The 21371-nt window shown below is 67.3% G+C and carries 21 protein-coding genes; 20 read left to right on the top strand and 1 reads right to left on the bottom strand.

The genetic code is table 11. The annotated features are described in order from the left end of the window. Positions 1 to 10: 10 nt before the first annotated feature. Positions 11 to 691 carry an aspartate/glutamate racemase family protein gene (locus AX750_RS22100; protein WP_066724346.1) on the top strand — a complete coding sequence of 227 codons (681 nt, stop codon included), beginning with the start codon at positions 11 to 13 and terminating at the stop codon, positions 689 to 691. Positions 692 to 694: 3 nt separating this feature from the next. On the opposite strand, the gene AX750_RS22095 is transcribed toward AX750_RS22100, so the two are convergent. Further along, positions 695 to 1687 carry a TerC family protein gene (locus AX750_RS22095; RefSeq protein ID WP_066724348.1) on the bottom strand — a complete coding sequence of 331 codons (993 nt, stop codon included), beginning with the start codon at positions 1685 to 1687 and terminating at the stop codon, positions 695 to 697. Here AX750_RS22095 and AX750_RS26295 point away from each other — a divergent pair. From AX750_RS26295 to AX750_RS22005, 19 genes are all read left to right on the top strand, one after another. After that, positions 1686 to 1853, top strand: a complete 168-nt coding sequence (locus tag AX750_RS26295) for a hypothetical protein (RefSeq protein WP_156446637.1) — start codon at positions 1686 to 1688, stop codon at positions 1851 to 1853. The genes AX750_RS22095 and AX750_RS26295 overlap by 2 nt on opposite strands. Positions 1854 to 1981: 128 nt before the next feature. Continuing rightward, positions 1982 to 2386 carry a DUF4112 domain-containing protein gene (locus AX750_RS22090; RefSeq protein ID WP_082735104.1) on the top strand — a complete coding sequence of 135 codons (405 nt, stop codon included), beginning with the start codon at positions 1982 to 1984 and terminating at the stop codon, positions 2384 to 2386. A 3-nt stretch (positions 2387 to 2389) separates the two neighbouring features. After that, positions 2390 to 2701: a hypothetical protein gene (locus AX750_RS22085; RefSeq protein WP_066724350.1), complete on the top strand. Its 312-nt coding sequence runs from the start codon at positions 2390 to 2392 to the stop codon at positions 2699 to 2701. Positions 2702 to 2704: 3 nt separating this feature from the next. Then, a complete protein-coding gene (locus AX750_RS22080; protein ID WP_066724353.1) occupies positions 2705 to 3172 on the top strand; it encodes a TerB family tellurite resistance protein in 468 nt (155 codons plus the stop codon). A 19-nt stretch (positions 3173 to 3191) separates the two neighbouring features. Continuing rightward, the gene (locus tag AX750_RS22075) at positions 3192 to 3440 is read left to right on the top strand and encodes a hypothetical protein (protein ID WP_066724356.1); all 249 of its coding nucleotides are present in this window, start codon (positions 3192 to 3194) and stop codon (positions 3438 to 3440) included. A 775-nt stretch (positions 3441 to 4215) separates the two neighbouring features. Further along, entirely contained in the window at positions 4216 to 5688 is a 1473-nt protein-coding gene (locus AX750_RS22070; protein WP_066724358.1) for a serine protease, read from the top strand. A gap of 666 nt (positions 5689 to 6354) precedes the next feature. After that, positions 6355 to 7602: an ABC transporter substrate-binding protein gene (locus AX750_RS22065; protein ID WP_066724361.1), complete on the top strand. Its 1248-nt coding sequence runs from the start codon at positions 6355 to 6357 to the stop codon at positions 7600 to 7602. Positions 7603 to 7764: 162 nt separating this feature from the next. Then, positions 7765 to 8619: an AraC family transcriptional regulator gene (locus AX750_RS22060; RefSeq protein ID WP_066724364.1), complete on the top strand. Its 855-nt coding sequence runs from the start codon at positions 7765 to 7767 to the stop codon at positions 8617 to 8619. After that, positions 8612 to 9622 (top strand): branched-chain amino acid ABC transporter permease, encoded by a 1011-nt coding sequence (locus AX750_RS22055; protein WP_066724368.1) that lies wholly within the window; start codon positions 8612 to 8614, stop codon positions 9620 to 9622. The genes AX750_RS22060 and AX750_RS22055 overlap by 8 nt, the downstream gene beginning before the upstream one ends. Before the next feature lie 2 nt (positions 9623 to 9624). Continuing rightward, positions 9625 to 10707: a branched-chain amino acid ABC transporter permease gene (locus AX750_RS22050; RefSeq protein ID WP_066724372.1), complete on the top strand. Its 1083-nt coding sequence runs from the start codon at positions 9625 to 9627 to the stop codon at positions 10705 to 10707. Then, positions 10704 to 11492 (top strand): ABC transporter ATP-binding protein, encoded by a 789-nt coding sequence (locus AX750_RS22045; RefSeq protein ID WP_066724376.1) that lies wholly within the window; start codon positions 10704 to 10706, stop codon positions 11490 to 11492. Before AX750_RS22050 ends, AX750_RS22045 begins: the two co-directional genes overlap by 4 nt. Continuing rightward, positions 11485 to 13734 carry an ABC transporter permease gene (locus AX750_RS22040; protein ID WP_067254958.1) on the top strand — a complete coding sequence of 750 codons (2250 nt, stop codon included), beginning with the start codon at positions 11485 to 11487 and terminating at the stop codon, positions 13732 to 13734. The genes AX750_RS22045 and AX750_RS22040 overlap by 8 nt, the downstream gene beginning before the upstream one ends. Then, complete coding sequence (locus tag AX750_RS22035) at positions 13734 to 14609, top strand: phosphoenolpyruvate hydrolase family protein (protein WP_066716180.1); 876 nt, start codon at positions 13734 to 13736, stop codon at positions 14607 to 14609. The genes AX750_RS22040 and AX750_RS22035 overlap by 1 nt, the downstream gene beginning before the upstream one ends. A gap of 28 nt (positions 14610 to 14637) precedes the next feature. Next, positions 14638 to 17541: a flotillin family protein gene (locus AX750_RS22030; protein ID WP_066716178.1), complete on the top strand. Its 2904-nt coding sequence runs from the start codon at positions 14638 to 14640 to the stop codon at positions 17539 to 17541. Between the two features lie 12 nt (positions 17542 to 17553). Further along, the gene (locus AX750_RS22025; RefSeq protein WP_066716176.1) at positions 17554 to 17991 is read left to right on the top strand and encodes an SRPBCC family protein; all 438 of its coding nucleotides are present in this window, start codon (positions 17554 to 17556) and stop codon (positions 17989 to 17991) included. Between the two features lie 4 nt (positions 17992 to 17995). Further along, the gene (locus AX750_RS22020) at positions 17996 to 18448 is read left to right on the top strand and encodes an SRPBCC family protein (protein WP_066716174.1); all 453 of its coding nucleotides are present in this window, start codon (positions 17996 to 17998) and stop codon (positions 18446 to 18448) included. A 1-nt stretch (position 18449) separates the two neighbouring features. Then, complete coding sequence (locus tag AX750_RS22015; protein ID WP_066716171.1) at positions 18450 to 19271, top strand: FAD binding domain-containing protein; 822 nt, start codon at positions 18450 to 18452, stop codon at positions 19269 to 19271. Between the two features lie 10 nt (positions 19272 to 19281). Continuing rightward, positions 19282 to 19764, top strand: coding sequence for a (2Fe-2S)-binding protein (locus AX750_RS22010; RefSeq protein WP_066716169.1), 483 nt, complete (start codon positions 19282 to 19284; stop codon positions 19762 to 19764). An 11-nt stretch (positions 19765 to 19775) separates the two neighbouring features. Further along, on the top strand, positions 19776 to 21371 hold a 1596-nt coding region (locus AX750_RS22005), incomplete at its 3' end, for a molybdopterin cofactor-binding domain-containing protein (protein WP_156462475.1).

Genomic DNA, 21371 nt, shown 5'->3' with positions numbered 1-21371 from the left:
CGACGACCCGATGACCCTTATCTCCGACACCGCCCCGCGCATCGCGCTCATTCACGCGCTGGAGGAATCCGTGCTGCCGGCGCGGGCCGCCTTCGCCGCGCACTGGCCGGAGGCCAAGGCCTTCGACCTGCTCGACACCTCGCTCGCCACCGATCTCGCGGCGCGAGGGCGCCTCGATGAGGCGATGACCGAGCGCTTCCTGACGCTCGGGCGCTATGCGGCGGCGACGGAAGCCACCAGCGGACCGGCCAGGGCCATCCTCTTCACCTGCTCCGCCTTCGGGCCGGCCATCGACGAGGTGAAGCGGGCGCTGCCGATCCCGGTGCTGCGGCCGAACGAATCCGCCTTCGCCGAAGCCTTGGCGCTGGGCGGGCGGATCGGTCTGATGGTGACCTTCGCCCCTTCCCTGCCCTCGCTCACGCAAGAGATCCGCGAGATGGCGGGTGGCCCCGTCGAGGTCACTGGCGTCATGGTCGAGGGTGCGCTTGCTGCCCTGAAGGGGGGCGACGGCGCCACCCATGACCGGCTGGCGGCCAAGGCGGCCGCCAAGCTCTCAGGGATCGACACGCTGATCCTCGGGCAGTTCTCGCTCGCCCGCGCCCGGCCCGCCATCGAGGCGGCGACCGGGCTTCGCGTCGTGACCACGCCGGAAGCCGCGATCCGCGGCCTGAAGCGGGCGATCGGCGCCTGAGGCTCAGGCCGCCCCCGCCCGGGCGCTGCCGCCACGCGTCTTGAACAGGCTCCAGACGATGCCGGCCGCGATGATGCCGAGCGTGACGCCGAGCGAGACGGCCGGCGGGAACTTCTCCAAGCCGAGCAGGTCGGCGATGAAGATCTTCGAGCCGATAAAGACCAGCACGATCGCGAGAGCCGGCTTGAGATAGCGGAAGCGCTCGATCACGGCCGCCAGCGCGAAATACAGCGCGCGCAGGCCGAGGATCGCGAAGATGTTCGAGGTGTAGACGATGAACGGGTCGGTCGTGATCGCGAAGATCGCCGGCACCGAGTCGACCGCGAAGATCAGGTCGGCGATCTCGATCGCGATCAGCGCCATGAAGAGCGGCGTGACGAACCAGGCCGGCCTGCCGGTCGCCGGATCGGGCTGCTTCACGAAGAAGCGCTCGCCATGGTGCTCGTCGGTGACGTTGAAGCGCCGCCGCATCAGCCGGATCAGGGCGTTGTTCTCGAGCGCGGGCGGCTTGTCGCCCATCACCAGCATCTTCACGCCGGTGACGATCAAGAAGACCGCGAAGATGTAGAGCACCCAGCCGAACTGCGAGACCAGCGTCGCGCCGAGCCCGATCATGATCGCGCGCAGCACGATGACGCCGAGGATGCCCCAGAACAGCACGCGGTGCTGGTAATGCGCGGGTACGGCGAAGAAGGCGAAGATCAGCGCGATGACGAAGACGTTGTCGAGCGCCAGCGTCTTCTCGACGACGAAGCCGGTCAGGTAGTTCATGCCGGGCTCGGCGCCGAGATACCACCAGACCCAGGCGCCGAAGGCGAGGCCCAGGCCGATATAGGTGCCCGAAAGGACGAGGCTTTCGCGGACCTCGATCGGCCTGTGCTCCTTGTGGAGCACGCCGAGATCGAAGGCGAGCAGGGCCGCGACGATGCCGATGAAGGCCAGCCACATCCAGGCGGGCTTGCCGAGCCAGTCGGCGGCGAAGAAGGCGAAATCCATGATCGACCATCAGCCGGACGCGACATCGGAAAACGATCCGACATCGCGAGCGCGCCGGCAGCGCTCGCCAGAGGGGCCCGGATCAGCGGGTGCGCCCGAGGTGGGAGCGAGCCTGGCCGACGTCAAGAACCGTCATGCAAAATTATTGCACCAGATCCGCTCTTGACGCATGCCATCTCGCTCCCAATCTCTCGGTGGAACCCGGGTCCGGGCCCCTCTGGCAGCGACGCTGCGATGTCGGACTCTTCCACCTGACGAGCGCTTTCGCGCTCCGATCTTGGGAGCCACGACGCCATGTCGATTGCTTACGACCTCAATCCGGCCCGCTCGCGCGCCGAAACCCTCGAACGGCTCGACGCCATCGCAAGGCTGCTCGACGCGGCCGTGCGCGTTCCCGGCACCAATGTCCGCGTCGGCGCGGACGCGCTGCTGAACGTCATCCCCGGCATCGGCACCGTCGTCGCCAAGGGCGTCTCGGCCTATCTCGTCTGGGAGGCGCGACGCCACGGGCTGCCGACGCTGACGGTCTGCCGGATGGCGGGGCGCGTTGGGATCGACCTCGCGATCAGCGCCATCCCCGTGGTCGGCTGGTTCGGCGACGCCTTCTATCGCGCCAACCTGAAGAACATAGACGAGTTGCGCCGACATCTCCGGGCGGTCGACGGCGCGCCGGCTTCCAGCTTCGGCAGGAGGGCCTGAACGATGCGCAACCTCATCTGGCTGGGCGGCCTCATCATCCTCGGGCTCTGGAGCCTCGTCGCCTGGGGCGGCCACGCCCTGCTCGACTGGACCAGCAACTGGGCCGCGGCGAATGCAGACATGGTGTCCGGCGTGCCCGAGATCGTCGAGACGGTCTCCTGGGCCGCCCGCGGCCTCGGCAATGCCAGCGAGATCATCGTGATCATCGTCTGGGCGCTCGGCGCGATCCTGATCCTGGGCCTCGTCGGTCTCGCCAACCGCCTCCTGGGCCGCCGACGCCCGTCCCTATCCCATCCCCGCCACTGGAGGGCCTGAGCCATGCCGACCCGACCCAACCGCACCCAGGCCGATCTCAAGCGCGATCTCGATCTCTGGCATGACGAGGAGGCGAGCCTGCAGATCGAGACGATCGCGGCCGCCTGCGCCCTCATGGCCTATGCCGACGGCATCGTGCGCCCGGCCGAGCATGACAGCATGGCCGCCTCGCTCTCGCGCTTCGGCCTCGTCGACGATCGCTCCCGCATGGAACTGCTGGCCGAGTTCGAACACGTCACCGCGCGCTTCGAGATCGACCCATCGACCGGCGAGCGCACCGCCCTGACGACGATCGGGCGGCTCCAGGGCAAGTCACGCTTCACCCAGGCGCTGATCGAGACCTGCCGGCTGATCGGCGAGGCGGACGGCCATTACATCGTCGAGGAGCAGTCGGCGCTGGTGAAGATCTGTCGTCAACTCGGCGTCGACCCCGTCGCGGCCGGTGCCTTCGGCGTGCCCGAACGCGTATGACGCACGGAGCCTGCCCGTCTTGATCGTGGTTCTCGATGGCGTGATCGGCCTTTGCGCGCTCGCTTCGTCCTATGTTTGGTGGCTCGCCAGCCGCCAACGCCTGCGCCGGATCAGCCGGCTGGAGGAACTGGATGCCGCCGACATGAATCGGCTGGTGACGGTGCTCAACCGCACCCAGATCCTCAACGCGCGGGCGGCTCTGCTGGCCTCGGCGACGGCCGCACTCGCGGCGCTGCGCATCGGCCTCCAGGCCGTGCGCGACATCTGAGCCCTCCCCGCCCCTTTGCAATCAGAGCGTCCGGGGGCTCGGCAGTACCGCACGTATCGTCAGGCCCGTCTCTCGAGCCCATGGCGGGCAGCGTTACCGACAAGGGCGATCTCCTGCTGGTGTCGGAGGATGCCTGCTCGACCCTGAACGCCGAATGGCAACCAGCCTCGGTCAACTACGCGCTTTAGAACGTCGCGGTCGTTACGGATGCGAACCCGGTGCTTGCTGCATGGGCGTGCGCGCGCAGACGAGACAGTGCCTCCGCCGGGCCCTCAGCAAAGAGGGATAACCCAAGGCGTTTCGCGACTGATAGTGGCTTGAACGGCCAAATCGTCAGGCAGGTCCGTACCCTCCACGGCACCGCTATGGGCAGGACCACGACGCTGGCTACCGGGACCGACGGGGGTGGCGGCCGCTGCCCGTCAGAGCCACCGCCGAGATCGCGCGACTCCTCCACGAGGCATATTCGCGCTTTGCGGTTCATGTTCTCAACGGCGTCGAGCACGCCGGGGGAACGATGCGAAAGGTATCGGCCGACCTCGATCTGGCGTTTGGCGGCGCGTAGGCGGCCAAGGGGTAATTTGGCTCATATGGGGGCGGTCTTCCTATAACGGTCAGGCGCTACACCGCCCGGCCGCGTCTCCCTCTCGCCAGCCTCAGGGACGCCACCAAGCCGCGCCCACCATCGCGATACAAGGGCAACCACTCGCATCTCATTGACATATCCACCCCACAGCCACCTCATACAGGTTTGGTTGTGGGGTGGAGAATGTTGATGCGTGGACGTGCGTTCGTACTGGCGGTGGTGGCGCTCCTGAGCGTGCCCGCGACGGCCCAGACACGAGGCGACGACCCATATTTCAACGCGGCGCAAGCGGGCTTCAACGCCCTCCAGGTAGACACGCGGCTCTGGCTCCAGATCTTCCTAACCAGCGCCGGCCACTGGCCTGCCGTGCCGAACGTGACGTTCTCGCGGCGCCTCTTTGATGCGACCCGACAGTACCAGTTGTCGCGTGGGGAGGCCCCTACGGGCGTTCTGACGAAGCCCCAGATCGACCAGATGCTTGCGTCGGCATCGTCGGTGCTGGCCGGCTGGCGGATGCGCTGGGTGCCGCATCCCACCCGAGGGCGACAGCTCTGGGTCCCAATCGGCCTCGACCTTCAAGCCACCAGGACGGATCTCGGCGTGGAGATGCGAGAGCCTCGGAATCGGTTCAAGCTCAGGTTCAATGCGATCCCGGCGACGAATGTCCGAGCAACCTACGAGGCCACCCTGCGGGAGATGGTCGGCAGCGGCGACACCATCAACTTCAAGGTCGTGCGCAACGACTTCTTCGTCATTACGGGCAACCAGGGGCGCTACAGTCGCTACGTCCGCTACCATACCGATGGCGACGGCATTCTCGGCTTCGACATGTCATGGTCCGACGATGACGCACCCGTCTACGGCAACCGGTTGGTAACGGTCATTTCCGGGTCTCTGTGGGCCACCATGACGGGGGCGCCCTTCCCCTCCATCCAGCGCGGCGGTTACCCGTGGGAGAAGCCCACCGAGCCCGAGGTAGCAAGCCAACAGCGTCCTGCAGCACCACCGCCCTTACCCGCTCCCCAAGAGCCGGCGAAGGTCCGCTTCTCGACGGGATCGGGCTTCTTCGTTTCCAAGGCAGGCCACATTCTGACCAACGCCCATGTGGTGAAGGACTGTTCTACGATCACCGCCAGGCCTGATGGCGCGGTCGCAGTAGCGGCCCAGATGCTCGCGAGGGACGCGGCGAATGACCTTGCCGTTCTGAAGGTCGCCGGCCCAGCCGAGCGCTCGCTCCCGCTTCGGCCGAGCATCCGGCTTGGAGAGGGCATCGCCGCATTCGGCTTCCCTCACAGCGACCTCCTGGCGACCACCGGAAACTTCACCCTGGGAAACGTGACGGCTCTGGCGGGGCTACGGGACGACAGCCGGTATCTTCAAATCTCAGCCCCGGTTCAATCGGGCAACTCGGGAGGCCCGCTGCTGGACGGATCGGGGAACGTTGTGGGGGTCGTTACCGCGAAGCTTGATGCGATCAAGGTTGCGGAGGCACAGGGCGACCTTCCTCAGAACGTCAACTTCGCCGTGAAGTCATCACTGGCCACGAGCTTCCTGGACGCCAACCAGATCGCTTACGACGCAGGCACTTTTGGCGAGAAGCTTGAACCGGCCGACCTTGCCGAGCGGGCCAAGAAGGCCAGCGTCTTCATCACCTGTCGATAGCGCCCTTCCTTGATGCTGCCACCGATGTTCCCCTCACATTCGGAGAGAGTATCGGGTCGCGGCAAGTCCGTCTCCGGCTATATCAAAGCCCTACAGATGAGGAGAACGGCCTGGATTGGATCTAAGTTTTTGGGGTCCACAACGCTGAATATCTGGGGTCCACCCCAAAAACAGCCATCTGTAACAAGTTGATTTTATTGATTTTTGTCAAGATCCACCGAAGTGGCGCGACCTACGGGAGTCGAACCTGGTTTTCGATATTCCTAGTTAATTCAATTGCTTATGTTAGTCTATTCATCAGGATGTTACCATGATTCATACCATTATTGATACCAAGGCTAGACACGTTTTCGGTTCGTTGACGGAGGGACAAGAGCCACTGCTTCCGGCGCGGCGACACCCGCAGGTCGATCGTCACTAAACCCTGCGGCCATCGATCGAGGTCGGCGAATTGGTTTCAAACATACTCGTCGCAAGCAGATAATCTGCGAGGCCACCGAGCTCTGAGCCCTGGCGCTACCGCGCCGAAAAAGCAGACCCAGCGCAATATCCGCGGCCTTGGCAGCGCCCCGCGCTATGTTACCGTGCGTTTAGAGCGGATCCAAAAAGCCGCCACCGGCTTCGCCGTCAGAACCTTCGGCGCAGCCACTCGCAGGGAGGACTACGATGCGCAAGACGCTTGCGGCCGCCTTTGCGGCCTATCTCGTCGCGGCCGTACCAGCCGCGCAGGCCCAGGAAAAACTCAAGATCGGTGTGATGGCGACGCTGTCGGGCGCTCTGACGTCCGGCGGCGAGGACGGCGTCCGCGGTGTCCAGATCGCGGCCAAGGAACTCGGCAACAAGCTCGCGGGACGCGAATTCGAGCTGATCATCACCGCGACCGACGCGAGCCCAGATTCCGCGCTGCGCGCCGCGCGCAAGCTGGTCGAGCAGGACAAGGTGCAGATCATTATCGGACCGCTCTCGGGCTCCGAAGGCATCGCGATGCGCGACTACAGCAAGACAGTGCCGAACCTGGTGATGATCAACGGCTCGTCCGGCGCGCTCGAGACCACCTTCGTCAACCCGTCGCCTAACTTCTTCCGCTTCAACAGCGACGGCGCGATGTGGATGGCAGGGCTCGGCGAATACGTGCTGAAGGACAAGGGCTTCAAGAAGATCTCAGTGATCGCGGAGGATTACTCCTTCCCCTACACGCAGGTCTTCGGCTTCGCGATCGGCTATTGCCGCGCCGGGGGCCAGATCGCGCAGCGCCAGTGGGTGCCGCTCGGCACCAAGGATTTCGGCTCAGTCATCGCCAATATCCCCGACGACGTCGATGCGGTCTTCCTCGGGCTCGGCGGCGGCGACGCGGTCAACTTCCTGAACCAGTATAGCCAAACCGGCGGCAAGGCGAAGTTCATCGGCGGCTCGATCATGGTCGACCAGACGGTGCTCTCGTCAAAAGGCGCCGCCAAGCGCCTGCTCGTCGGCACGCCCTCTTCGGGCGGCGTCGCCGATGCCTGGGACGATCCGCGCTGGAAAGCCTGGGTGAAGACCTATCAGGAAGCCTTCCCGGCCGACAAGCGCTTCGCCAGCCCCTCGCTTTTCGCGACCAATTACTACAACGCCGTCAAGGCGCTCGCGATCGCGATGGACAAGGTCAAGGGCGATCTCTCGGACGGCGGCGCCAAGCTCCGAGCCGAGCTCGCCAAGGTCGAGCTCGACGCGCCGAACGGCAAGATCAAGCTGGACGACAACCGGCAGGCGATCGCCACGACTTTCATCACCGAGGTCGCCGAGCTGCCCAATGGTGATCTGACCAACAAGTTCGTCCGCGCCGTGCCGGATGTGACGCAGACGCTGGGCCTGTCGCTGGACGAGTTCAAGGCGATCGGCCTGCCATCGCGGACCAATCCGGAATGCAAGAAATAGGCGCCTGAGCGCCCGATGGAGGGGACCTGCGCCATGCGGGCCCCCTCCGCTCCCGTCATTGTCCCGACTCCCGGTGCTTGCGAGTGAATCTTGCGGCACCAAGCCGGCGGCTTGCCTGACGAGGCCCAGCTTCCTGCGTCGGACCTACTTTCGCGAGGCATCATGAGTCGCGCAGTTGCGGTCTGTCACGGTCCCTTCGGCCGCGTCGCGATCTACGATCTCGACCGCCCCCTCGTTCTCCACGCCCATCGCGAGGCCCATCTGATCTTTTTCCTGGAAGGGTCGCGCGGCCTCGTCACGGTCAACGGCCGCACCACGCTGGTCGACCCCTTCATGGGCGTCGCGATCAATCCCTGGGAGCCGCACAATTTTCAACCACTACGGCCCAACGCGCTCGGCCTTTTTCTCGTCGTCTATCTGAAGCCGGAATGGCTGGCTGCGCAGACGATGACCGCGCCGGGAGCGTTGGCTTTTCCCGCCACCGAACTGGTGATCACTCGCGAACTCGCCGCCTGGCGCGATGAGGCGGTCGAAATGCTGCTATCGGAACATCGCGACCTTAATCTCGCCCCGGTCCTGATGGCGCTCGCCCAGGCATCCAGCGAGCCGATCGGCCAGGACCTCGCCTCCTCCCTCATCCACATCGCGCCCGAAAGCGCGATCGACCGACGCGTGCTGCGCGCCCGCCGGCTGATCGAGGCGCAGCCGACCTATGAGGGGGCCCTTGAGCGCGTCGCCCGCGAGGCAGGGCTGTCGCGGGCGCATTTCTTCAAGCTCTTCCGCGAGCAGGTCGGCGTGACGCCGACGGTCTTCGCCAACACCGTGCGGCTCGACGCGGCGCTGGACCGCCTCGTCGGCTCGCGCGAGCCGGTGACGCGGATCAGCCAGGCGCTCGGCTTCTCCTGCCAGAGCGTCTTCACCCGCTTCTTCACCTCCCATATGGGCATGGCGCCGCGCGATTACCGCCGGGTGCTGCGCCGGGTGGGGCCGATGCCGCTGCAGGCCTGCCATGTCTGACTTCGTGGCGCGCCGGCCGATCTGGTCCCTGATCATCATCCTGGCGGTGGCGATCCTGGTCTGGCTCGTCTTTTCGATCTGGACGCCAGGGATGGAGGCGAGCTTCGGGCGCAAGCGCGTCTTCCTCAGCGCGCTGTTTAACGGCATCACGCTCGGCGCGCTCTATTTCCTGGTCGCAAGCGGCTTCACGCTGATCTTCGGGCTGATGCGCAACGTCAATCTCGCGCATGGCTCGCTCTATCTGTTCGGCGGCTATCTCGGCTACAGCGTCGGCGAATGGACCGGCTCCTGGCTGGCGGCCCTGCTCGTCTCCTTCCTCGTGGTGGCGGTGGTCGGCATCCTGATGCAGGTGCTGCTGTTCCGCTGGATGGAAGGTCAGGACCTGCGCCAGACGCTGGTCACCATCGGGCTCTCGATCATCTTCGCCGACCTGCTGCTGTGGGGCTATGGCGGCGACACTTTCCAGGTGACCGCTCCCGAATGGCTGTCGGGCCCGGTTACCCTGCCCTTCGCCGTCGCGCTTCGCAGCAATGGCGAGGCAGTGATGATGACCTATCCGCTGGTGCGCATTGCTATCCTCTTCGGCGCGATCGTCGTGGGCGTGCTGATGTGGCTGGCGCTCAACCGGACGCGGGTCGGCATGCTGGTGCGTGCCGGCGTCGATGACCGCGACATGCTCTCGGCCACCGGCGTGCGGGTGCAACTCGTCTTCGTCATGGTCTTCGCCTTTGGGGCGGGGCTGGCGGGGCTGGCCGGCGTCGTCGGCGGGACCTTCCAGTCGCTGCAGCCGGGCGAGGACACGCGCATCCTGCTGTCCTCTCTGGTCGTGGTGATCGTCGGTGGCATGGGCTCGATCCCCGGGGCGGCGGTCGGGGCGCTCATTGTTGGCCTCGCCGAGCAGTTCGGCTCCGTCTACATGCCGACCTATGCGGTGATGCTGACCTTCGTGATCATGGTCGCGGTGCTCGCGATCCGGCCCCAGGGCCTGGCGGCGAGGCGCTGACGATGGCGTTGGCCGGCCTCGATCTCGATCAGCGCCCACGGGCCCGCGAAAGCTTCGGGGAGTGGGTGGCGCGGCGCGGCACGGCCTTCTGGGTCACGGCGGCGCTGCTCGTCCTGATGCCGGCAATCGCCAGCCCATTCTGGCTGGTGCAGATCATCGCCTATGCGCTGGTCCTCGGCATGATCGCGCTGAGCCTGATGTTCCTCGCCGGCTATGGCGGCATAGTCAGTCTCGTGCAGATGACGGTCGCGGGGCTGGCCGGCTATCTCGTCGCCATCCTCGGCAGCAGCGCCATCACGCAGATCAGCCTGAACTGGCCCTGGTGGACGGCGTTGCCCGTCGCGATCCTGGTCGCGACGCTGTTCGGCACGCTGAGCGGGGCGCTCTCGGTCCGGACCGAGGGCATCTACACGATCATGATCACGCTCGCGATCGCGTCGGCGTTCTACTACCTGACGCTGCAGAACTACACGATCTTCAACGGCTTCAGCGGCTTCAACGGCATCCTGCCGCCGGTCTTCCTCGGCATCGACTGGGGTCAGGGCATCCCCTTCTATTATCTGACGCTCGGCTGCGCGACGCTCGCCTATGGCGCAGTGATCTATGTCTCGCGCGCGCCGTTCGGACTTGCCCTGCAGGGCACCCGCGACAATCCGCGCCGCATGGCGGCGCTGGGCTTCGACGTCGTCGCGCACCGCATCGCCGCCTACACCTTCGCGTCGCTGATCGCAGCTTGCGCCGGCGTGCTGCTGGTCTGGTACCAGCGCCAGATCTCGCCCGGCACCGCCGGCGTCGGGCCCGTGGTCGACATGCTGATCATCGCAGTGGTCGGCGGCTTGAGCCGTCCGATCGGCCCCTTCATCGGCGCGCTGGTCTATGTGCTGCTGCGCACCTTCGCGCTCGATGTACTCGAGGGTGTCGGCCTCGACGGGCGGCGATACCAGCTCCTGATCGGGCTCGGCTTCCTCGTCATTGTGCTGTTCTCGCCGGACGGTCTGATCGGCATCTTCCAGCGGCTGCGCGAGCGCTATCGCCGCTCCCGCGAGGCGCGCGACGGTGCGATGGGCGGCGGAGGCGCGCTATGAGTGCCGTCGTCTCCCGCGAGCGGTTGGCGGCGGCGGGCTCCGCCAATGCGCTGGAGCTGCGCGGCGTGTCGCGGCTGTTCGGTGCGCTCGCCGCGCTGACCGATATAACGCTCTCGGTCAGGCCCGGCGAGAGGCGCGCCGTGCTCGGCTCGAACGGCGCCGGAAAGACGACGCTGTTCAACTGCATCACCGGCGATTTCGCACCGAGCTCGGGCGTCATCCGCTTTTTCGGGGAGGATGTCACCGCCTTCCCGCCGCAGGAGCGCATCCGGCGCGGGCTGCGCCGCACCTACCAGATTTCCTCGCTTTTCGCGGGCCTCTCGGTGCTCGACAATGTCTATCTCGCCTGCCGCGGCGTTTCGCGGAACCGCTTCTCGCTGCTGCGCCCGCGGCGCGACGACACGCTGGTCCATGCGGCGGAGATGCTGGTCGAAGCGGTGCATCTGACGGCGGTGAAGGACCGGCTGGTCGGCGAACTCGCCTATGGTCAGCAGCGCCAGCTCGAGATTGCGCTCGCCCTGTCAGGAGCGCCGCGCTTCATCCTGTTCGACGAGCCGGCTGCGGGATTGTCGCCCACCGAGCGGCGCGACCTCGTCCACATTCTGACCTCGCTGCCGGGCCATATCGGCTACATCATCATTGAGCACGACATGGATGTGGCGCTGCGCGTCGTCGAGAGCGTGACGATGATGCACAACGGCCGCATCTTCAAGGAGGGCGCGCCCGAGGAGATCGAGACCGACCCCGAGGTCCAGGAACTCTATCTCGGGGGTGGCCATGGCTGAACGCCTCAAGGCCCCGCCGGGAGCGGGCATCCCGATCCTGCAGATCGCCGGGCTCAACGTGTTCTACGGGCGCTCTCATGCGCTGCAGGGCGTCGATCTCACGCTCCAGAGTGGTGTGCTCTCGGTCGTCGGCCGCAACGGCATGGGCAAGACGACCATGTGCAAGGCCATCATGGGACTCGTGCCGATCAGCTCCGGCTCAATCCGCTTCTTCGGCGAAGAGATTGCCGGGCGTCCGCCGGCGGAGATCGCGCGGCTCGGCATCGGCTATGTGCCGCAGGGCCGGCGTCTCTGGCGCTCGCTGACGGTGGACGAGCACCTACGACTGATGCAGCGCGGCAAGCGCGGCGCCTGGACACCGGAACGGATCTACGAGGCTTTTCCGCGTCTGGCGGAGCGCCGCAACAATGGCGGCGCCCAACTCTCCGGCGGCGAGCAGCAGATGCTGGCGATCAGCCGGGCGCTGCTGCTCAATCCGCGGCTGCTGATCATGGACGAGCCGACGGAGGGCCTCGCCCCCGTCATCGTCGCCCATGTCGAGGAGATGCTGGTGCGGCTCGCCGAACAGGGCGATGTCGCCATCCTCGTGATCGAGCAGAACATTGGCGTCGCGACCGAAATGTCCGACCCCGTCGCGATCATGGTCAATGGCCGCGTCAACCGGGTCATCGCCTCGGCGACGCTGGCGGGCGACCGAGACCTGCAGCAGCGCCTGCTCGGCGTCGGCCGTCATGGTCATGACGAGACGGACGGCATGGCAGGCGCCGAGGCCGCCTCTGCAGGCGCGCCGGAGCGCTCTGCCCCTGCAGCAGCCGGCCCGATCCGCGTCTACAACGCCAATCCGGTCCTCCCGACCCGATGGTCGCAGCCGGTGCCGGCGCAGCGCATCGAGGCGCAGGCCCGGACGCTCTCGCGCCCGACGCTGGCGACGCTGGACGGCCGCAGCGTGGTGGAGGCCAGGCGCAGCGCCGCCTCGGCGGGCGTCGAGCCGCATGTCGTCGTGGTCGGGACACTCGACACCAAGGGCGACGAACTGCGCTTCATTCGCGACCTCGTGCGGGCCGAGGGCCTGCGGGTGCGGCTGGTCGACATCTCGACCTCGGGCCGCAGTGCCGGCGGCGACGTGACGCCGCAGGAGATCGCGCTGGCCCATCCGCGCGGCTCGGCCGGCATCGCGTCGGGGGACCGTGGCACAGCGGTCGCGGCGATGACCGAGGCCTTCCGGGTCTGGCTGCCGCGCCAGCAGGGGGTGCTTGGCGTGATCTCGGCCGGCGGCTCGGGAGCAACCGCGATGGTGACGCCCGCCATGCAGGCGCTGCCGGTCGGCCTGCCGAAGCTGATGATCTCGACCATGGCCTCCGGCGATGTCGCGGCCTATGTCGGCGCCTCCGACATCACCATGATGCCCGCCGTCACCGATGTGCAGGGGCTGAACCGGGTGTCGCGGCTGGTGCTCGGCAACGGCGCCCGCGCGATCGCCGCCATGGCCAAGGCGCGGCTGGCCGAGCTGACCAGGCCCGCGACGGCCCGGCGCGCCGAGCCAGAGAAGCCGCTCGTCGGCCTCACCATGTTTGGCGTGACGACGCCCTGCGTGCAGCAGGTCTCGCGGCTGCTGGAGGCGGAGTGGGAACCGCTGGTCTTCCACGCAACCGGGACGGGCGGACGGGCGCTGGAAAAGCTGGTCGATTCCGGCCTGGTCGGCGCCGTCATTGACGTCTCCACCACCGAGATCTGCGACCTGATGATGGGCGGCTTCCTGCCAGCGACGGAGGACCGTCTCGGCGCGATCATCCGCACGCGCATCCCCTATGTCGGCTCGGTCGGGGCGCTCGACATGGTCAATTTCTTCGCGCCCGAGACGGTGCCGGAGCGTTATCGCGGCCGCAATCTCTATCCCCACAACCCGCAGATCACGCTGATGCGGACGACGGCAGACGAGAATGCGCGGATCGGGCGCTGGATCGGCGAGCGGCTGAACCAGATGGAGGGGCCGGTCCGCTTCCTTCTTCCCGAGCGCGGCGTCTCGGCGCTCGATGCCCCCGGCCAGCCCTTCCATGATCCGGCTGCCGATACCGCGCTGTTCCAGGCGCTGGAGCAGACCGTGCGGACGACGCCGAACCGGCAGCTCATCCGCTCCCCCCATCACATCAACGACCCGGCCTTCGCCACCGCCCTGGTGCAGCAGTTCCGCGCTCTGCACGCCGGGCGCCGGCGCGAGCGGGCGAAGGCAGGAGGGGCCTGATGGCGAGCTTTGACAAGAAGAGCCTGCTGAAGCGCTTCCGGGCGATGGTGAAGGCCGGCGAGCCGATCGTCGGCGGCGGCGCGGGCACGGGTCTGTCGGCCAAATGCGAGGAAGCCGGCGGGATCGACCTCATCGTCATCTACAATTCCGGGCGCTACCGCATGGCCGGCCGCGGCTCGCTCTCGGGGCTCATGCCCTATGGCGACGCCAACGCCATCGTCATGGAGATGGCGGCCGAGGTGCTGCCGGTGGTGAAGCGCACGCCGGTGATCGCCGGCGTCTGCGGCACCGACCCGTTCCGGCGAATGGACGTCTTCCTCAACGAGGTCGCGCGGATCGGCTTCGCCGGGGTGCAGAACTTCCCAACCGTCGGGTTGATCGACGGCGTCTTCCGCAAAAACCTCGAAGAGACCGGCATGGGCTACGGCCTCGAGGTCGAGATGATCCGGCTCGCCAATGCCAAGGGTCTTCTGACCACGCCTTACGTCTTCTGCGAGGCCGATGCGCGCGCCATGGCCGAGGCCGGCGCCGATATCATCGTCTGCCATCTCGGGCTGACCACCGGCGGCGCGATCGGAGCGGAGACGGCACTCAAGCTCACCGACTGCCCGGCGCTGGTCGATGCCTGGGCGGCGGCTGCGCTCGCGGTCAAGAAGGACGCGCTCATCCTCGTGCATGGCGGCCCGGTCGCCGAGCCGGCGGATGCCGACTTCATCATGAAGCACACCAAGCACTGCCACGGCTTCTACGGGGCATCCTCAATGGAGCGCCTGCCGGTCGAGGTCGCAATCCGCGACCAGACGCGCGCCTTCAAGCGCATCGGGCGCGACCTCACGAAAAGGAAGCCCGCCGGCAAGGCGGGCAAGGCGACATGACCCGAGCGACGGGTGGGAGGATGAGGACATGACAGGACAGCTGATCGGATCGCTGATCCTCTGGCTGATCGTGGCGGTGATCGTCATCGCCATCGTCGTCTATCTGGTGAACTGGCTGTACCGGCGCTCGTCGAAGGAGGTCTCCTTCGTCCGAACCGGCCTGTTCGGCGAGCGGGTGGTGATCAATGGCGGCGCCTTCGTGCTGCCGATCATCCACGACGTCACACCCGTCAACATGAACGTGCTGCAACTCGCCGTAACGCGCTCTAACGACGACGCGCTAATCACGCGCGACCGGATGCGCGTGGACATCGACGCGGAGTTCTACGTCCGGGTAAAGCCGGAGCGGGATTCGGTCTCGATCGCCGCCGCCACACTGGGCCGGCGCACTTTGCAGCCGGACCAGCTCCATGCGCTGCTCTCGGGCAAGTTCATCTCGGCGCTGCGCACCGTCGCCTCCGAGATGACCATGGAGGAGATGCACGAGCAGCGCGGCCTTTATGTTCAGCGCGTCAAGGAGGCCGCCGCCGAGGCGCTCGACCAAAATGGGCTGCTGCTGGAGTCGGTCGCGCTCACCGATCTCGACCAGACCGATCTCCAGTACTTCAACCCCTCCAATCGCTTCGACGCCGCCGGCCTGACGCGGATCATCGAGGAGATCGAGGACAAGCGGAAGCTGCGCAACGACATCGAGCAGGAGTCGATGATCCGCATCCGCACCCGCAATCTCGAAGCCGAGCGCCAGGCACTCGACATCGAGCGGGACAGCGAGGCAGCGCGGCTCGAGCAGCAGCGCGAGATCGAGATCAAGCGCGCCGTGCAGCGGGCCGAGGTCGCGCGCGAGCGGGCGGCCCGCGACACCGAGGCCGAGCAGGCGCAGATCCTCTCCCGCGAGGAGATCGAGAAGTCGCGCATCGCCAACGAGCGCGCGATCAGCGAGGCGAGGATCGCTTCCGAGCGGAACATCCGCCAGCAGGAGATCGCGCGCACGCAGGCCGTCGAGGAGGCCGAGATCGCCTCGCGCGAGCTGATCGAGAAGGCGCGCATCGCCAATGAGCAGGCGATCAGTGCCGCCCGCATCGCCTCCGAACGCGACATCCGGCAAAAGGAGATCGAGCGCGCCCAGACGCTGGAGGCTGCCGAGATCGCGGCACGAGAGGCGACGGAAAAGGCGCGCATCCTGCAGGAGAGCGCGATCAGCGCCGAGCGGATCCAGCGCGAACAAGAGATCCGCAACCGCGAGATCGAGCGCACGCGCATCCTCGACCAAGAGGACATCGCGGCCCGCGAGGCGGTCGACACTGCCCGCATCGGCCAGGAAGAGCGCGTCCGCGCCCTCGGCATCGCGCGCAACCGCGCCCTGGACGAGGCCGAGATCGCGGCTCGTGAAGCCGTCGAGAAGGCGCGCATCGCGCAGGAAACCGTGCTGACGGCTGAGCGTATCGGGCTGGAGCAACGCAAGCGCCTGCTGGAGATCGAGCAGACCGAGACGATCGAGGCCGCCGAAATTGCGGCCCGTGAGAGCGTCGAGAGGGCGCGCATCAGCCAGGAACGGACCGTCGCTGGCGAGCGCATCCGCCGCGACGAGGAGGTCCGCAACCTGGAGATCGCCCGCAACCAGGCCATCGACGCCGCCGAGATCGCTGCCCGGGAAGCCACCGAGGCCGCGCGCATCGCGCAGGAAAAGGCGGTCGCCGCCGATCGCATCGCCGCTGACCTTGCCACGAAGGAACTGGAGATCCGGCGCAACGCCGAACTCGACGCGGCCGAGATCAAGCGCCGCGAGCGTGTCGAGCGCGAGCGCATCGCCACCGAACTCGGGATCGACGAGGAGCGGATCAACTCGGCGAAGTCGCGCGAGATGCTGCAGATCGCGCAGAAGAAGGCCGTGGAGATCGCGGAGGAAGAGCGCGCCATAGTGCTGGCCGCCAAAAAAGTCGAGCGCACCGACGCCGACAGCGCGCTGCGTCAGGCCGAGATCGCGGCGAAGCAACAGGTCGAGTCCGTCGACATCGTGCGCGAACAGGCGCTGGAGGCGGCCCGGATCGAACGCAGGCGCGCGCTGGAGCAACTCGAGATCGCCCGCACCCAAGCGCTGCAAGAGGCGCAGATCGCCTCCAATGAGGAGGTCGAGCGGGCCCGCATCTCGTCGGATCGCGGGCTCGACGAGGCCCGGGTCGGGCGCCAGCGCGAGCTGCGCAAGCTGGAGATCGCGAGAGAGCGCGACGTCGAGGCCGCCGCCATGGACAAGGCGATCGCTCTCTACACCAAGTCGCTAGAGGAATCCGCCGCCCAGGCCAATGCGGAGAGCGCCCGCGCCAAGGTGGTCGAGGCCGAGGAGCAGGTCAAGACGATCCGCGAAAGCGAGGGCGCCAAGCGTCGCAAGACCGTCGAGGTGCTGCTCGCAGAAAAGGCGGCGGAGGAATCCAACATCGCAGCCGCCGCCGACAAGGTGCGCCGCTCGGTCGAGGCCGAGGCGCAGAAGCTGCTCTACGAGGCCGAGAACGTGCTGAGCGACGGCGCCCGCTACGGGCTCTTCCGACGCCGCCTTCTCGACAAGATCGAGGGCATCGTCCGCGAGAGCGTCAAGCCGATGGAGAAAATCGAGGGCATCCGCATCCTTCATGTCGACGGGCTGGCGGGCGTCGGCGGCGTCGGTGGAGCCGGCGGCGCCGCCCGCTCGCCGACCGACGAGGTGATCGAGTCGGCCCTGCGTTATCGCGTCCAGGCGCCGATGATCGACCAGGTGCTGAAGGAGATTGGCATTGAGGGCGGCAATCTCGCCAAGATGGGCGGGTTGATGCGCGAGGCCTCAGACATGCAGCGCGTGGCCAAGGATGCACAGCCCGCCAAGCCCAAAGGCAGCAGCGATCCCAAGGCGTCTGGTATCGAGGGCCCTGCCCCCGAAGCCGGCCCCAGCAAGACCTCCTGAGGCTTAAAGCTCATGGCCCGCGTCTATGTCTCCAGTGTCATCTCCGCCCCCGCCGCCAAGGTCTGGGCCCGGGTGCGCGATTTCAACGGCCTGCCGAACTGGCATCCGCGCATCGCCGAAAGCCGCATCGAAAACGGCGAGCCCGCCGACAAGGTCGGCTGCATCCGCGCCTTCTCGCTGCGCAGCGGCGACCGGCTGCGAGAGCAACTGCTCGGCCTCTCCGATTACGACATGTTCTGCACCTATTCGATCCTGGATTCGCCCATGCCGCTGACGAACTACGTCGCGACGCTGCGGCTGACGCCGATCACCGACCAGGACCGCACCTTCATCGAGTGGTCCGCGGATTTCGACTGCGCGCCCGAGCGCGAGCAGGAGCTGGTGGAGGGGATCGGCACCAACGTCTTCCAGGGTGGTTTCGACGCCCTGAAGCGCGCCTTCGGGGGATGAGGCCATGCCTCACGTCGTCCGCAGCACGATCATCGACGCGCCGGTCGACCTGCTCTGGTCGGTGCTGCGCGACTTCAACGGCCATGACCGCTGGCACCCGATCGTCGCGCGCAGCGAAATCGAGCGCGGGCACCCGTCGGACCGGATCGGCTGCGTGCGCCGGTTCTGGCTGCAGGACGGCAGCGAGTTGCGCGAGCAACTCCTTACGTTGTCGGACCTCGAAATGACCTTCAGCTACTGCCTGCTCGACACACCGATCCCGCTCTTCAACTACGTCGCCCATGTCCGGCTGCTGCCGGTGACCGACGGCAATCGCGCCTTCTGGCACTGGGAGAGCCGCTTCACCACGCCGCGTGGGCGCGAGGCGGAGCTCGCCCGGATCGTCGGCGACGAAGTGTACACCAACGGCATCGAGGCGGTCCGGCGCCTGCCGGAACTCACGCGGGAGGCCGTCTGACATGCTCGCTGTGAGAAGCTGCGCAACCCTGTCTGAAGCCGCCGGTATCCTATCGGGAGACCGGCAGGCGGTGCTGATCGGCGGCGGCACGCTGGTGATGCGCGACGTCAATGAGGGCCGGCTGACCGAGGGCACGCTGCTGCGCGTCACCGATCCCGCGTTCCGGCGCATCGAGTCCCAAGGGGCCCGCATCGAACTCGGCGGCGGGGTCACGATGGGCCAGATCCTGGCCAGCCGCGAGCTCGCCTTTCTCCATGCGCCGGCCCGCGCGATCGGTGGCCCGGCCGTGCGCAACATGGCGAGCGTCGGCGGCAATCTCTTCGCGCCCGCTCCTTACGGCGATTTCACCGTGGCGCTGCTGGCGCTCGATGCGCAGGTCGTAGTGCAGTCCGGCTTCGGTTCCGGGCGCGCGACGCCGCTGGAGGAGTTCCTGGCGGCCCGCGAGCGCATGGGGCCGGCGCTGGTCGCCGCCATCCAGTTCCCGCGACCCGCCAGCCCCGGCGATTTCCACTTCCGCAAGATCAGCCGGGTCAAGCCGAAGGGAATTTCGGTGCTGTCGATCGCCGCGCATCTGCCGCTGGCGGGCGGGCGCGTCAGCCAAGCGCGGGTGGCCTATGGCGCGATGGCGCCGACGCCGATCCGCGCGCGCGGCGTCGAGCGGGCGCTGGAGGGCAAGGCGCTCGATGCCACCGCCATCGCCGCCGCCAAACAGGCCGCGCTCGAAGGCTGCCGGCCCGCGACCGATGCGATCGCCAGCGAGTGGTATCGCCGCGAGGTGCTGCCCGTCCATCTCGGCCGGCTGCTCGCCGGCGAGCCCCGCTGAGGAGCGCGCCATGGCCAAGATCCCTGTCCAGTTCCGCCTCAACGGCACCGACCGCGCCGCCTTCGTCGACACGCCGGAGACGCTCCTCAACACGCTGCGCCGGAGCCTCGGCGACTTCGCCCCGAAATATGGCTGCGGCCAGGGAGCCTGCGGCGTCTGCACCGTGCTGATCGACGGCGAGCCGCATCTCTCCTGCCTGACGCTTTCGGTCGCCTGCGAAGGTCGGCAGGTCGAGACGGCGTCCGGGATGGCTGATGGACCCGAGCTGCACCCGCTGCAGGCGCAGTTCATGGAGCATTTCGCCGCACAATGCGGTTTCTGCACGCCCGGCATGCTGACGGCGGCACGCGCGCTGCTCGACAAAAATCCCAACCCCACCCGCGACGAGGTCATCGAAGCCATCAGCGGCAACATCTGCCGCTGCACCGGCTATGAGCCGATCGTCGCCGCGATCCTCGCCGCTGCCGGTTCGCCCGGCCTGCGCCGCGCCTGAGGGAGGCCGACATGCTGGAAATGCGCAAGGACCTCTTCGCCGATGAGCGCGACGACAACCTCAACGTCGTCGGCAAGGCCATCCAGCGGCAGGACATGCCCGGCCATGTCACTGGACTGACGCGCTATTTCGATGACCACGCCTTCGACGGCCTGCTGCACCTGAAGGTGGTGCGCAGCCCCCATGCCAGCGCGCGCATCCGCTCCATCGACGTCTCGGCGGCGGCGCGCGCGCCGGGCGTGAAGCGCGTGCTGCGCGCCGCCGACGTGCCGGTGAACAAGAACACGCTGCTCAGCCTGATCGGCTTCGGCAAGGACGACGAGCCCTCGCTGGCCGTCGACAAGGTTCATTACGTAGGCGAGCCGGTGGTCGCCATCATCGCCGAAAGCGAGGCGCAGGCACTGGCCGCGAAGGCGCTGGTCCGCATCGACTACGAGCCGATGCCGGCCGTGTTCGATGTCGAGGAGGCGCTGAAGCCCGGCGCGCCCATCGTCAACGAGACCTATCCTGCTAATTATTTCGAATATCACGAGCGTTTCGACCACCAAAAGCTGCGCTTTGGCGATGTCGAGCGCGCTTTCGCTTCGGCCGACATGGTGCTGGAACACCGTTACCAGATGTCGCCGATCGAGCATGCGCCGACGGAGACCAACGGCTCGATCGCGGCGCCCGAGCAGAACGGCCGCTTCGTCGTCCATTCATGCGCGCAGGGGCTGTTCTTCGCGCTCGGCACCACCGCGAAGATCGTCGCGGTCGAGTCCAACCGCCTGCATTTCATCGGCGGCACGGTCGGCGGCGGCTTCGGCGGCAAGGTCGACTCGCTGACTGAGCCGCTGGCCGTGCTGGGCGCGATGGTGACGGGCCGGCCGGTGCGCTTCGTGCTCGATCGCGAGGAGGAGATGCTCTACGGCTCGCCGCGCGGGGCCGAGCGCATCTACATCAAGGACGGGCTGATGCGCGACGGGCGCATTGTGGCCCGCTACATCCGCAGCTATTTCGATGCCGGCGCCTATACGCGGCTGTCGAGCTACGCCGCGATCAAATGCACGGCGCATCTGCCGGGGCCCTACTGGATCCCCAACGTCGCCTCCGACGTGCATGTCGCCTACACCAATCGCTGTCCCTCGACCGCCATGCGCGGCTTCGGCATCACGGCGGTGGATTTCGCGCTGGAGGTCCAGATGGACCGGCTCGCCGAGGCGGCAGGCATGGATCCGATGGAGTTCCGCATCCTCAACGCCTATCGCGACGGGGATATGAAGCCGCATCGCCGCAAGGCGTCCAACACGGCGCTGATCGAATGCGTCCAGGTCGCGGCCGGCAAGGCAAACTGGCCGATCTCCGAGCAGGCGCGGCGCCAGTCGTCCCTGACCGGCGGCGGCGCAGGCGAGCGCGCCCAGATCCCCGCCACCGTTCTCGATGCACGCGGCCAGATCGGCCGGCCCGAGACTCGGCAATCCGGCCCGACGCAGACGCTGCCGGCCGGCACCTCGCGCATCGCGCCGAGCAAGCAGCCGGTGATGGAAGGCGCTCGCGACGGCCGTGCGGCACCTGCACAGGTGCCGCGCTACGAGGCGGCTCGCCCGGCCGCGGCGCCGCCGCCGCCC

This window comes from Methylobacterium sp. CCH7-A2, assembly GCF_001557075.1.
In the GTDB taxonomy this organism is placed as follows: Bacteria; Pseudomonadota; Alphaproteobacteria; order Rhizobiales; family Beijerinckiaceae; genus Allobosea; species Allobosea massiliensis.
The sequence above is the reverse complement of the archived record's forward strand: the minus strand, read 5'-3'. Positions and strand labels throughout refer to the sequence as shown.

Excerpts from the sequence above, each read along its gene's own strand:
- AX750_RS22100 (WP_066724346.1), top strand. The coding sequence starts at position 11 with ATGACCCTTATCTCCGACACCGCCCCGCGCATCGCGCTCATTCACGCG.
- AX750_RS26295 (WP_156446637.1), top strand. The coding sequence starts at position 1,686 with ATGATCGACCATCAGCCGGACGCGACATCGGAAAACGATCCGACATCG.
- AX750_RS22095 (WP_066724348.1), bottom strand. The coding sequence starts at position 1,687 with ATGGATTTCGCCTTCTTCGCCGCCGACTGGCTCGGCAAGCCCGCCTGG.
- AX750_RS22090 (WP_082735104.1), top strand. The coding sequence starts at position 1,982 with ATGTCGATTGCTTACGACCTCAATCCGGCCCGCTCGCGCGCCGAAACC.
- AX750_RS22085 (WP_066724350.1), top strand. The coding sequence starts at position 2,390 with ATGCGCAACCTCATCTGGCTGGGCGGCCTCATCATCCTCGGGCTCTGG.
- AX750_RS22080 (WP_066724353.1), top strand. The coding sequence starts at position 2,705 with ATGCCGACCCGACCCAACCGCACCCAGGCCGATCTCAAGCGCGATCTC.
- AX750_RS22070 (WP_066724358.1), top strand. The coding sequence starts at position 4,216 with ATGCGTGGACGTGCGTTCGTACTGGCGGTGGTGGCGCTCCTGAGCGTG.
- AX750_RS22065 (WP_066724361.1), top strand. The coding sequence starts at position 6,355 with ATGCGCAAGACGCTTGCGGCCGCCTTTGCGGCCTATCTCGTCGCGGCC.
- AX750_RS22060 (WP_066724364.1), top strand. The coding sequence starts at position 7,765 with ATGAGTCGCGCAGTTGCGGTCTGTCACGGTCCCTTCGGCCGCGTCGCG.
- AX750_RS22055 (WP_066724368.1), top strand. The coding sequence starts at position 8,612 with ATGTCTGACTTCGTGGCGCGCCGGCCGATCTGGTCCCTGATCATCATC.
- AX750_RS22050 (WP_066724372.1), top strand. The coding sequence starts at position 9,625 with ATGGCGTTGGCCGGCCTCGATCTCGATCAGCGCCCACGGGCCCGCGAA.
- AX750_RS22045 (WP_066724376.1), top strand. The coding sequence starts at position 10,704 with ATGAGTGCCGTCGTCTCCCGCGAGCGGTTGGCGGCGGCGGGCTCCGCC.
- AX750_RS22040 (WP_067254958.1), top strand. The coding sequence starts at position 11,485 with ATGGCTGAACGCCTCAAGGCCCCGCCGGGAGCGGGCATCCCGATCCTG.
- AX750_RS22035 (WP_066716180.1), top strand. The coding sequence starts at position 13,734 with ATGGCGAGCTTTGACAAGAAGAGCCTGCTGAAGCGCTTCCGGGCGATG.
- AX750_RS22030 (WP_066716178.1), top strand. The coding sequence starts at position 14,638 with ATGACAGGACAGCTGATCGGATCGCTGATCCTCTGGCTGATCGTGGCG.
- AX750_RS22025 (WP_066716176.1), top strand. The coding sequence starts at position 17,554 with ATGGCCCGCGTCTATGTCTCCAGTGTCATCTCCGCCCCCGCCGCCAAG.
- AX750_RS22020 (WP_066716174.1), top strand. The coding sequence starts at position 17,996 with ATGCCTCACGTCGTCCGCAGCACGATCATCGACGCGCCGGTCGACCTG.
- AX750_RS22015 (WP_066716171.1), top strand. The coding sequence starts at position 18,450 with ATGCTCGCTGTGAGAAGCTGCGCAACCCTGTCTGAAGCCGCCGGTATC.
- AX750_RS22010 (WP_066716169.1), top strand. The coding sequence starts at position 19,282 with ATGGCCAAGATCCCTGTCCAGTTCCGCCTCAACGGCACCGACCGCGCC.